The sequence below is a fragment of the Alishewanella longhuensis genome, from assembly GCF_014653435.1.
Classification (GTDB): Bacteria; Pseudomonadota; Gammaproteobacteria; order Enterobacterales; family Alteromonadaceae; genus Alishewanella; species Alishewanella longhuensis.
Genome location: NZ_BNAO01000002.1, coordinates 407,531 through 419,526 on the forward strand (window position 1 = coordinate 407,531; position 11,996 = coordinate 419,526).

The following is an 11,996-nucleotide window of genomic DNA, read 5'->3' on the forward strand; positions in this document are numbered from 1 at the left end:
TGCGGCGTATTAAACGGATTTTGCGAAGTTAAGTCAACAGAAATTTATTAAAACCCAATCGACAGCTTATAACTTAAACAAAAAACCCTTTTTTCAAGCATTCCAGCACAGAAAACGAGCAAACTTTCTGAGGGTAGTTTGCTTGTTTTCATCTAGGTTTATCTTTTAATCATTACCCAATAAGCAGGCGAAAAATCATTTGTTTGACGTATCCAGCGGTGCAAAACTTTTGATCAATTGATCCAAAGCTTGCATTTGCGTTAAATACGCCTCCAATTTGGCTAAGGGTAAAGCGCAAGGACCATCGCATTTTGCCAATTCTGGGTCTGGATGCGCTTCGATAAATAAGCCAGCCAAGCCCAACGCCATACCAGAGCGCGCGAGTTGCGCAGCCTGGGCACGACGGCCATCCGCAGAGTCTTCACGACCACCAGGCTTTTGTAAGGCATGGGTCGCATCAAAGATCACTGGCGCATACTGCTTCATTTCGTCCATGCCCAGCATATCAACCACTAAGTTGTTATAACCAAAGCTAGAGCCACGCTCACACAAGATAACTTGCTCGTTACCGGCTTCGGCAAACTTCTTGATAATATGCCGCATTTCATGCGGGGCTAAAAACTGCGGCTTTTTCACATTAATCACTGCCCCCGTTTTTGCCATCGCCACCACTAAATCGGTTTGCCGGGCTAAAAAGGCGGGCAGCTGAATCACGTCCACCACTTCCGCTACCGGCGCGGCTTGATAAGGCTCGTGTACATCAGTAATTAATGGCACCTTAAACGTTTGCTTGATCTCTTCAAAAATCCGCAAACCGGCGTCCATACCCGGACCGCGATACGACTTAACAGAGGAACGATTCGCTTTATCAAAAGAGGCTTTAAACACATAAGGGATCTTTAGCTTTGCACAGACTTGCACATAATGCTCGGCAATGCGCATGGCTAAATCCCGTGACTCTAATACATTCATGCCACCAAATAAAACAAAGGGCTTATGGTTAGCCACCTCAATTCCAGCAACATTAATGATGTTGTTTTGCATAAAATATCCGAAAAATTAAAGAATTAAAAAGGTAAAAACAGCGGTTGTTTACTTAAGGCAACCCGCACCATTAAGCCTAACCAACCTAAAGCACCCAGGAAAGATAACCAGCGAATGGCTGCAGTACGCCCGCGTAACGCCGAAAAACCTAAAGCGATATAAGCGAGTAAGGCGATCACTTTTTCTGTTAGCCAGCCATTAACAAAAGGATATTGTTGGATAATTAGCATTAAACCTATTGCTGATAACAATAAAAAGGTGTCGATGACATGAGGCGCGATTTTGAAAAATTTCCGCTGTAATAGCGGCGACTCTTTTAACCTTAAACCAAAACGGATAAAAAGAAATAACACACTTAAAGCAACCAAAAGCAGATGCATGTGCTTAAATGCCATGTACATATCATAAACTCCAGAGAATTAAATTGAATGACTAGTCGCTAACGTTAACATCATCCGGATATTTTTGCAGTATTGCTTCAAGCTTTGGCACTACAACTTTGAAGCTAGCAACCATTTTCGGTTCAAATTGCCGACCTGATTGGCTGTCAATTTCTGCCAGTACTTGCTCTAGTGTCCAGGCATCTTTGTAGCAGCGACGATGCCGTAAGGCATCATACACATCGGCTAGGGCAGCAATACGGGCAAAAACGTGGATATCTTCGCCTTTTTTACCACTGGGGTAACCCGAGCCGTCCCATTTTTCATGATGGTCTCGGGCAATAACGGCGCCAGCCTGAATAATAGAGCGCTTGGAGTTTTTTAGAATATTAAAACCTATGCTGGAGTGTGTTTGCATCACTTGCCACTCCTTCTCCGTTAAATTTGCCGGTTTATTTAAAATAGCATCGGGAATACCTATTTTTCCGACATCGTGCAAGGGGGCAGCAAACATGATGCGTTCAGCATCTTCTTCAGACAAACCATAGGCTTTAGCCAGCTCGTAGCAAATAAAAGCGATCCGTCTAACGTGATTACCGGTCTCCACCGACCGATGCTCTACCGCCTCACTTAAGCGATAGACAATTTCGCGCTGTGTATCTTCTACTTCATGCTGTAATTGCACGTTCTCGTAAGCCACTTGTACATTTTGCGCAAATAACTCGATCAGCTTCTTCTTGTTCTCTGACATGGGACCAGATAAACCAGAGACATATAGCAGTGAGCCCTGGGTAAATTTACTACAACAATAAGCCACTAGAAAATTGTCACGATAAACAATGTCTTTACTGGCCAGTGCCTCTTCAAAGGCATCCAGTAAGGCCGGTTCTAACACCTCTTTTATTGGTCGTCCTTCCTGACGCTCAAAGTCACCTTGACCGGCAAAAACAAATAAATCGTGTGGATCTGTGGTTTGTATGCTGCCAGCGACTAAAGACGAGCTGACGATACAAGCGTTTTCGTCACAGCCCAATACCGAGGTCAACTGCTGCAATACGCCATCAATAAATTGTTCCATAGAATGTGACGAAAACAGATCAACCGAGGCATCAATAATTTTAGCCAACCCCTGCCGGCTTTGTTCCAATGAAATAATATCCCGATAGGAGCGCAGGCTAGACATAATCACCGTAAAAAGCTTTTGCGCGGTAAGCTCTGTTTTAGATTTATAATCATTAATATCGTAATCAACAATCACTTGCCGCTCCGGTGCTTGTCCGGGCTGGCCAGTGCGTAAGATGATTCTAACAAATTGATTTTGCAGCTGCTCTCGGATATACCGCGCGACCTGCAAGCCCGCATCATCGGTTTCCATCACTACATCCAGCAAAACAATGGCAATATCAGGGTGGCTATTAAGCATAGCGCGGGCTTCAATGCCAGAATAGGCACTAATAAATTCAAGCCGTTTATTTTGGAATTGAAAATCGTTTAAGGCCAGTTTGGTTACTGCGTGAACTTCAGGCTCATCATCCACGATAAGCACTTTCCAGCTACCGTAGTTAACGGCTTCATTTACTTCAGGCTCTTCGGCAAAGAGAAAATTATCTGACATAGCGCAGCATCCTTTAACGGCTTAATTACTCTTTGTTATAAGCTGCTTTTTGTCTAAGGTCAAAAGCTTTATAAAGAGCCAATAAACTGGCCACCGCTGATGCGCCACTGATTACCATAATCCTTTACTGAGCTTACCTGGCTAAAGCCATTAGCACCTAACAAAGCCTGTACCGCATCGGCTTGATTATAACCATGCTCCAACCAGAGCCAACCACCAGGTAGTAAATAAGCAGGTGCCTGGGTGATAATGTGCTGTAAATCGGCCAAGCCATTGTCAGCCGCGACCAACGCTGATAAAGGCTCATAAGCTAAAGCCTGTAAATGTGGGTCCTCAGGTTCGATATACGGAGGGTTGCTCACTATCAGAGAAAACTGTTGTGCAGCCAAGGCAGAAAACCAACTACTTTGCCGGATCTGTAGATTACTTAGCTGTAACTTAGTGGCATTTAGCTGCGCCAATGCCACTGCCTCAGGTTGCAAATCAACGGCAGTGAGCTGCCAATCAGGCCGATTTGCGGCCAATGCCAGCGCGATAGCACCGGTGCCAGTGCCTAAATCCAAAACTTGGCTGCCGGCGGCTAATGGCAAACTCAACGCTTGCTCTACCAGAATTTCGGTATCAGGACGGGGAATTAAGGTACAGGGCGCAACAGCCAGCTCTAAACCAAAGAAATGCCAGCTACCAAAGATGTAGGCCAGAGGCTCACCTTGTAGCCGACGATGCAACATGGCTGTTAATGCTATAAGTTCAGGCTGCTGTAACACTCGCTCTGGATAGGTAAAAAGGTAGCTACTACTGCAACTTAGCACCCGGCAAAGCATCAGCCGGGCTTCGTGCAGTGGATTGTCAGACACGGCCGCTAATGCCGCCGCCGTCTGTTGTTGCCACTGCTGTAGCTGCATTAACGGTTTTCTTCCGCCAGCGCAGCCAAGAGGTCTGCTTGGTGCTCTTGCTTTAACGGCTCGATAACCTGCTCCAACTCACCTTCCATTACGTCATTTAGCCGGTAAATGGTTAGGTTAATGCGATGATCCGTTAAGCGACCTTGTGGGAAGTTATAAGTGCGGATCCGCTCAGAGCGATCGCCGCTGCCCACCAGTGACCGGCGGGTTGATTGTTCAGCTAAACGGCGTTTTTCATCTTCAGCAGCCTGAATACGTGATTGCAATACACTCATCGCCCGGGCACGGTTTTTATGTTGCGAGCGCTCATCCTGACATTCCACCACGATACCGGTCGGTAAGTGGGTAATACGTATCGCTGAGTCGGTTCGGTTTACGTGCTGACCACCAGCACCAGAGGCACGATAGGTATCCACTTTCAGATCAGCTGGGTTAATTTCGATCGCTTCGCTTTCTGGGATCTCTGGCATAATGGCCACAGTACAGGCTGAAGTATGCACTCGCCCTTGCGATTCAGTGGCCGGAACCCGCTGTACCCGATGACCGCCCGATTCAAACTTCAGGGTGCCATAGGCGCCCTCGCCCTGCACGCTGGCAATAACCTCTTTAAAACCGCCATGTTCACCTTCATTGGCACTAATCACTTCTAAGCGCCAACGCTGCCGCTCAGCATAGCGGCTATACATACGGAACACGTCGCCGGCAAAAATAGCAGCTTCATCACCACCGGCACCGGCTCTGATTTCAATAAAGCAGCTGTTACTGTCATTCGGATCTTTAGGCAGCAATAAAATTTGGAGCTCGCTGTCTAATTGCTCAATACGGGCTTTGGCCAGTTTGTATTCTTCTTGTGCCATCTCCCGCATATCCGGATCGCTGTCTTTTTGCATTTCTTCAGCCATTTGTAAGTCATCTTGCGCTTGCTGATAACTAACAAAGGCTTTGTGCAAGTCTTCTAGCTGGCTAAATTCTTTAGACAGTTCACGAAAACGTTTCTGATCGCCAATGACCCCTGCATCGCTTAGCAAAGCTTGCACTTCTTCGTAACGTTCTACTAAGCCTTGCAGCTTACGATATACCGACTCTTTCATTTTAACCTGATAACCTGATTATAAATCGACTAAGACCTTAACCAGCTCGGAGGCTTCCGGCTGATCGGATTGTAATAATTGCCGGATCGCCCGGGTTGGGCTGTGCATCAAGCGATTGCTAAGTTTGGTGGCAAGTTCTGCCATGACCTTTTCAGGATCCTGCCCGGCCGCTAACTGATTTTGCGCCCTTGCCAACAACTCTATTTTTACCTGCTCACAACGTTGCCGGTAATCGCGCAGCCAGTCAGCTTTATCCTGCAACTGTAACCATTGCTGAAAATCGGCTGCACCGCTTGTAATCATCACCCCTGCTTGCTCGGCAGCTTGCTGACGATTGTTTAAATTTTGCGCCACTATGCTTTGTAAGTCGTCCACAGTATAGAGATAGGCATCTTCCAGCTCAGAAACTTGCTGCTCAATATCCCGCGGCACTGCTAAATCTACCAGAAACATCGGCTTATGCTTACGCTGCTTTAACGCTTGCTCGACCATACCTTTGCCCACTATGGGTAAGGTACTGGCGGTGGAAGAAATAACAATATCGGCATCGGCCAATCTTGCAGGCACCTGCGATAAGGTTAATACCTGTGCATCAAATTGCTTTGCTAAACTCTCTGCTCGCTCATAGGTCCGGTTCGCAACACTAAGGTGCTTGGCGCCTTGCTCCGTTAAATGTTTAGCCACCAGCTCAATAGTTTCACCGGCACCAATTAACAGCACCCGGACCTTTTCTAACTTACCAAAAATTTGCTTGGCTAAAGTGACCGCAGCAAAAGCAACTGATACCGCATTAGCACCAATATCCGTCTCAGTACGCACCTCTTTTGCTACTGAGAAGGTTTTCTGAAAAAGACGTTCAAACTGTGGGTTAATAGTGCCGGCTTGCCGTGATTGGTTGTACGCTTGCTTTACCTGGCCCAAAATTTGTGGCTCACCCAGTACTAATGAATCAAGCCCAGATGCTACCCGCATTAAATGTTGCACCGCATCTTGATCAGAATATAAATACAAATGCTGCTGCAATTCCGCTAAATTCAGCTGATGAAACCGCGCCAACCAATGTAACACTTGCTCTGATTGCTCTACATCACCGCTAAAATACAGCTCGGTACGATTACAGGTAGACAAGATAACGGCGTCAGCCAAACGCAGGGATGCTGATAGCTGCTGCAAGGCCTCAGGCACCTGTTCCGGTGCAAAAGCCAGCTTTTCGCGCAGCGCAACCGGTGCTGTTTTATGATTTATGCCTAGTGCAAAAATAGCCATCACCTGTATCATGGTTTCTGTGAGGGGCGAATTGTACGAAAAACCCCAGGTTAAGAAAAGCAAAAGCAAGGACTTTAGTGTGCCATTCTCAAGCAGACAACTAAGCATCTTCGTTTTATTAGCATTATTAACAGGCTGTAGCCTGAAACCCAAGCCATCAGCTCCCGAAGCGGTAATGGCTCCCGCCCAGCGCCAGCAACAGCTTAGCGCTATGCAGCAATTTACCGTGCAAGCCTCTATGGGGCTAAAATCACCGGCAGAATCCGTAACCGGTAATTTGCGCTGGCAACAATTTAATGAAGCAGATTATCAGGCACGCCTAGCTAATATGCTAGGTATTAGTTTGTTTGAGCTGCGCCAACAAACCGACTTAACTGAATTACAGGTGCGCGGCGAACGCTATCAGGCGGCGGATGCCAGCAGCCTGTTGTGGCAGTTGGTGGGCTGGTCCATTCCATTACATGATATGGCATTGTGGCTACGCGGCTTACCGGGCGATAGCGCCACCGAACTACAGTACGATAACGCCGGCCGGCTGGTGAGTTTTGTGTTAACCGACAGCACCGGCATTCGTTGGCAACTTAGTTATCGCAGTTTTTTCGATGATGCTTTATCGTTACCCAGACAATTACAACTACAAAGTGATGATACGCAAATCCGTCTCATTATCCGGAGCTGGCAGCCATGATGTTAAGCCTACCAGCGGTAGCTAAACTTAATTTATTTTTACATATTACCGGGCGGCGCGCTGATGGTTATCATAATCTGCAAACCTTATTTCAAATGCTGGATGTTGGCGATAGGTTGCATTTTACCGCGAATGACAGCAATAGCATTACGCTCGCATGCGAGGACCCGACCTTAACGGGCAAAGATAACCTTATTTATAAAGCGGCTATGTTGCTAAAACCTTATGCCGCAACCAATGCCGGTTGCCATATTGTGCTGGAAAAAAATTTACCCATGGGCGGCGGTCTTGGCGGTGGCTCTTCTGATGCGGCCACAACCTTACATGCGTTAAATAAATTATGGCAGTTAAAATTAACCACGGCGCAGTTAGCTGCTATCGGCCTAACACTGGGTGCCGATGTCCCGGTATTTGTGCATGGGAATACCGCCTTTGCCGAGGGTGTGGGTGAGCACTTACAACCCGTAACGCTACCAGAAAAAATCTATTTAGTGGTAACGCCAGCTTGTCATATCAGCACAGCCGACATCTTTCGTCACCCGGCGTTAAAACGCGATACGCCGGCAATTACGCTGACACAACTGCTGCAAAGCGAATGGCATAACGATTGTCAGCCACTGGTCGAACAGCTGTATCCTATTGTTGCAATAACCTTACAGTGGTTGGTAGAATACGCGCCGTGTCGAATGACGGGTACTGGCGCTAGTGTGTTCGCCGAATTTCCGGACACGGCCAGTGCTCAACATGCCCTCGCACAACTGCCGGCAAACTGCCGGGGCTTTATTGCCAGAGGGGTCAACCAGTCGCCACTGTGGGCTGCGTTGGCAGATACCGACGACAACAGCTGACGCCAGTTAGTTTAGATGTTTTTTAATTTGTTTCGCGCAAATTACCAGCAAAACTAAACCAACAGACGTTATAATGATTTAAACCGGACTCACCACTGCCCTGAGGATCCTACCGTGCCCGACATGAAGGTTTTCGCTGGTAACGCCATACCAGATCTTGCCAACAAAATCGCCAGCCGTCTTTACATCAAACTGGGAGACGCCGCTGTCGGTCGTTTCAGTGATGGCGAAGTCAGTGTGCAAATCAACGAAAATGTACGCGGTTCAGACGTTTTTATTATTCAATCCACCTGTGCTCCCACCAACGATAACCTGATGGAACTTATCGTCATGGTTGATGCATTACGCCGCGCTTCTGCCGGTCGGATCACTGCCGTTATTCCTTATTTTGGCTACGCCAGACAAGATCGCCGGGTACGCTCAGCGCGGGTACCTATTACCGCGAAAGTGGTAGCCGACTTTTTATCCAGCGTAGGTGTTGACCGGGTACTTACCGTTGACCTACATGCCGAGCAAATTCAAGGCTTCTTTGACGTACCGGTAGACAACGTCTTTGCCAGCCCGGTGCTGTTAGAAGATATGCGCAAAAAATCGCTGGAAGCGCCCGTCGTCGTATCACCGGATATTGGTGGCGTAGTACGTGCCCGTGCCGTAGCGAAACTGTTAAACGATGCTGATTTAGCCATCATCGACAAGCGCCGCCCGAAAGCCAACGTTTCTCAGGTTATGCATATTATTGGTGATGTTAAAGATCGCGATTGTATTATCGTCGATGACATGATTGATACTGGCGGCACCCTGTGCAAGGCAGCTGAAGCCTTAAAAGAACAAGGTGCTAAGCGGGTCTTTGCCTATGCGACTCATGCGGTATTCTCGGGTAATGCGCCAGAGATTATTAGCAACTCAGTCATTGATGAGCTGATTATCACTGATACCATTCCGTTATCCGCGGCTATGAAAGCCATTCCAAAAGTACGGCAGCTCACCTTAAGTGATCTTTTAGCCGAATGTATTCGCCGGATTAGCAACGAAGAATCTATCTCGTCAATGTTTGATTAAGCACCAGGCTGTTTTTGTTACAACGCTTTTTGTAACACAGCTTTATAAAGGCGCCTGCTTGGCGCCTTTTTCATTTGCAGCGCCTGCACGCCGGTGGTAATATGTCGCGCCTTTTGTAAGGGCTACAAGTTTTGGCTGGTCGCAAGCCAAAACAACACTTAATTTTTGGAGTACATCAATGTCTGATGCAATTTTTACGTTAACAGCAGAAGTCCGCGCTGATTTAGGGAAAGGTGCGAGCCGCCGCCTACGTCACGAAGACAAAGTGCCAGCTATCATCTACGGTGGCAGCCAGCCAGCACAATCTGTTACTTTAGAACACTCAAAGCTGTTAAAAGCACAAAGCTTCGAAGCTTTCTACTCACACATCCTGACTATTAACGTAGCCGGTGAAGAAGTTAAAGCTATCGTTAAAGCCATGCAACGTCACCCGTTCAAGCCAAAGATTCTGCACGTTGACTTCCAACGCGTTGAAGCGGGCCATGAATTACACACTACAGTACCAGTTCACTTCTTAAACGAAGACGCTGCTGCTAAGAAAGGTGGCGTAGTAGTACACGGTCTGAACGAAGTAGAAATCACCTGTTTACCACAGGATCTGCCAGAGTTTATCGAAGTTGACCTGGCTGATGTAGCTGTTGGTGTAACCCTGCACTTAACTGACATCAAAGCACCTAAAGGTGTTAAATTTGTTCAGTTAACTAAAGGTGAAGGCCACGATTTACCAGTAGTTTCTGTAAACAAACCAGCTGGTAAAGCTGAAGAAGACACTGCCGCTGAGTAATGTCTGACGCTGTACTACCTAAGATACAGCTAATCGTGGGCCTGGGTAATCCAGGCCCCGAGTACCAGTACACCAGACACAACGCTGGCGTCTGGTTTGTGGAGCAGCTCGCCCGGGCTTATAACGCACCACTAAAACCTGAAGCAAAATTTTTCGGTCATACCGGTAAGTTTGTGCTAGCAGGTCAAGAATTCAAATTGCTTATCCCAAACACCTATATGAATTTAAGCGGTAAAGCCGTATTAGCGATGGCACAGTTTTATAAACTTAGTCCAGAGCAAATACTGGTGGTACATGACGAGTTGGCATTACCTCCAGGCAGTGCTAAATTCAAATTCGCAGGTGGCCATGCGGGTCATAATGGCTTGCGTGATATCACCAGCAAGCTTGGCAATAACCCCAACTTTTACCGTTTGCGCCTGGGTATCGGCCATCCGGGCCACAAAGATCAGGTTACCGGCTTTGTACTGGGGAAAGCCCCCGCCAGCGAGCAAAAACTGCTCGATGCCAGTATCGATGAAGCCGTAGCATGTTTTGCGCTACTTGCCAAAGAAGGCCTGGTAAAAGCACAGCACCGTTTACATAGTTTTCAAGCCAGCTAAAATAGCGGGAGCTCCCGTTTTAACAGCACATTAAAGGATACACTCATGGGTTTCAAATGTGGCATTGTAGGTTTACCTAATGTTGGCAAATCTACCTTATTTAACGCTCTGACCAAAGCCGGCATTGAAGCCGCCAACTTCCCATTTTGTACTATCGAGCCGAATACCGGTGTAGTACCAGTGCCCGATTTACGACTGGATAAATTAGCCTCTATCGTCAAGCCGCAGCGCGTCTTACCGACCACCATGGAATTTGTGGATATTGCGGGTTTAGTAAAAGGCGCCTCTAAAGGTGAAGGTTTAGGCAATAAGTTTTTAGCCAATATCCGTGAAACCGATGCCATTGGTCATGTAGTGCGCTGTTTTGATGATGAAAACATTATCCACGTTGCCGGTAAAATCGATCCAGCTGACGACATTGATACCATCAATATGGAATTAGTGTTATCCGATATGGACAGCGCTGAGCGCGCCATCTTCCGCGTGCAAAAGAAAGCCAAAGGCGGCGATAAAGACGCCAAAGCAGAGATTGCCGTACTGGAAAAAGTGAAAGCGCATTTAGAAGCAGGCTTAACCTTACGCCAATTACCGCTGGAAAAAGAAGAGAAAGCCTTAATTGCTTATATGAACTTCTTAACCATTAAACCTACTATGTATATCGCTAACGTAATGGATGATGGTTTTGAAAATAACCCGCATCTGGACGTCGTTCGCGCTATCGCCGAAAAAGAAGGCGCCATTGTAGTACCAGTATGTGCCGCTATTGAGTCAGAAATTGCTGAGCTGGATGATGATGAAAAAGCCGAGTTTATGGCCGATATGGGCTTAGAAGAGCCAGGCTTAAACCGGGTAATTCGTGGTGGCTACTCGCTACTTAATTTACACACCTACTTTACTGCAGGCGTAAAAGAAGTGCGCGCTTGGACTGTCGCTATTGGCGCCACGGCACCGCAAGCGGCAGGCGTGATTCATACCGACTTTGAAAAAGGTTTTATCCGTGCCGAAGTGATTGCTTACGATGATTTTGTGCAATTTAACGGTGAAGCCGGTGCCAAAGAAGCAGGTAAATGGCGTTTAGAAGGTAAAGATTATATTGTGAAAGACGGCGATGTAATGCATTTCCGCTTTAACGTCTAACACTATCTTTTTTAAAAGCCGAGCTTAGCGCTCGGCTTTTTTATTACTCAGATCCTAAACCAAGAACATAAAGCCTCCGCGCTTGTCACGTCATCTGATTGAAACCTCCCCTGCCCGACAAATTAGTACTTTTCTTTATCAGCTTTAACGCTTAGGCACCTTAAAAATAGCTGTACTGGATATAAATTCGGCAAACAAACCGCTGCAGCGTAATTATCGCAAAAAAACGGTTGACGCTAATAAGTCATATCAGCATAATACGCGCCACTTGCTTAGGACAAGTTACAGTGGCTACATAGCTCAGCTGGTTAGAGCACAGCACTCATAATGCTGGGGTCGCAGGTTCGATTCCCGCTGTAGCCACCACTTAATCTCCTTGCATGCGGGAATGGCGGAATTGGTAGACGCACTGGATTTAGGTTCCAGCGCCGCGAGGCGTGAGAGTTCGAGTCTCTCTTTCCGCACCACAAGGTGCACACTAAGTAAGTAGAAGTTTCTGCAGGGGCGTAGCCAAGCGGTAAGGCAGCGGGTTTTGATCCCGCCATGCGTTGGTTCGAATCCAGCCGCCCCTGCCATT

General features: G+C 47.2%; 12 protein-coding genes and 3 tRNA genes. 9 read left to right on the top strand and 6 right to left on the bottom strand.

From position 1 onward, the window contains the following. Positions 1-195: 195 nt before the first annotated feature. The 6 genes from kdsA to hemA form a co-directional block, all read right to left on the bottom strand. Positions 196-1,044 carry a 3-deoxy-8-phosphooctulonate synthase gene (gene kdsA / locus IE163_RS05905; RefSeq protein ID WP_189431219.1) on the bottom strand — a complete coding sequence of 283 codons (849 nt, stop codon included), beginning with the start codon at positions 1,042-1,044 and terminating at the stop codon, positions 196-198. Between the two features lie 23 nt (positions 1,045-1,067). Continuing rightward, complete coding sequence (locus IE163_RS05910; protein ID WP_189431220.1) at positions 1,068-1,445, bottom strand: SirB2 family protein; 378 nt, start codon at positions 1,443-1,445, stop codon at positions 1,068-1,070. A 31-nt stretch (positions 1,446-1,476) separates the two neighbouring features. Next, positions 1,477-3,039, bottom strand: a complete 1,563-nt coding sequence (locus IE163_RS05915; RefSeq protein ID WP_189431222.1) for a DUF3369 domain-containing protein — start codon at positions 3,037-3,039, stop codon at positions 1,477-1,479. A gap of 68 nt (positions 3,040-3,107) precedes the next feature. Further along, complete coding sequence (gene prmC, locus IE163_RS05920) at positions 3,108-3,944, bottom strand: peptide chain release factor N(5)-glutamine methyltransferase (RefSeq protein ID WP_189431224.1); 837 nt, start codon at positions 3,942-3,944, stop codon at positions 3,108-3,110. Then, positions 3,944-5,035, bottom strand: coding sequence for a peptide chain release factor 1 (gene prfA / locus IE163_RS05925; RefSeq protein WP_189431226.1), 1,092 nt, complete (start codon positions 5,033-5,035; stop codon positions 3,944-3,946). The genes prmC and prfA overlap by 1 nt, the downstream gene beginning before the upstream one ends. An 18-nt stretch (positions 5,036-5,053) precedes the next feature. Further along, a complete protein-coding gene (hemA, locus tag IE163_RS05930; protein WP_189431227.1) occupies positions 5,054-6,301 on the bottom strand; it encodes a glutamyl-tRNA reductase in 1,248 nt (415 codons plus the stop codon). Between the two features lie 79 nt (positions 6,302-6,380). Here hemA and lolB point away from each other — a divergent pair, with 79 nt between their 5' ends. The 9 genes from lolB (at position 6,381) to IE163_RS05975 (ending at position 11,994) form a co-directional block, all read left to right on the top strand. Further along, positions 6,381-6,989, top strand: coding sequence for a lipoprotein insertase outer membrane protein LolB (gene lolB / locus IE163_RS05935; RefSeq protein ID WP_229833447.1), 609 nt, complete (start codon positions 6,381-6,383; stop codon positions 6,987-6,989). Then, positions 6,986-7,837, top strand: a complete 852-nt coding sequence (ispE, locus tag IE163_RS05940) for a 4-(cytidine 5'-diphospho)-2-C-methyl-D-erythritol kinase (protein ID WP_189431232.1) — start codon at positions 6,986-6,988, stop codon at positions 7,835-7,837. Before lolB ends, ispE begins: the two co-directional genes overlap by 4 nt. A 114-nt stretch (positions 7,838-7,951) precedes the next feature. After that, the gene (locus IE163_RS05945) at positions 7,952-8,896 is read left to right on the top strand and encodes a ribose-phosphate pyrophosphokinase (protein WP_189431234.1); all 945 of its coding nucleotides are present in this window, start codon (positions 7,952-7,954) and stop codon (positions 8,894-8,896) included. Positions 8,897-9,074: 178 nt separating this feature from the next. Next, positions 9,075-9,680: a 50S ribosomal protein L25/general stress protein Ctc gene (locus IE163_RS05950; RefSeq protein ID WP_189431236.1), complete on the top strand. Its 606-nt coding sequence runs from the start codon at positions 9,075-9,077 to the stop codon at positions 9,678-9,680. Next, entirely contained in the window at positions 9,680-10,282 is a 603-nt protein-coding gene (gene pth, locus IE163_RS05955; RefSeq protein ID WP_189431238.1) for an aminoacyl-tRNA hydrolase, read from the top strand. The genes IE163_RS05950 and pth overlap by 1 nt, the downstream gene beginning before the upstream one ends. Before the next feature lie 45 nt (positions 10,283-10,327). Then, positions 10,328-11,419, top strand: a complete 1,092-nt coding sequence (gene ychF / locus IE163_RS05960; RefSeq protein WP_189431240.1) for a redox-regulated ATPase YchF — start codon at positions 10,328-10,330, stop codon at positions 11,417-11,419. A gap of 289 nt (positions 11,420-11,708) precedes the next feature. Then, positions 11,709-11,785, top strand: a tRNA-Met gene (locus IE163_RS05965). Positions 11,786-11,801: 16 nt separating this feature from the next. Next, positions 11,802-11,886, top strand: a tRNA-Leu gene (locus tag IE163_RS05970). 33 nt (positions 11,887-11,919) lie between these two features. After that, positions 11,920-11,994, top strand: a tRNA-Gln gene (locus IE163_RS05975). Positions 11,995-11,996: the final 2 nt, after the last annotated feature.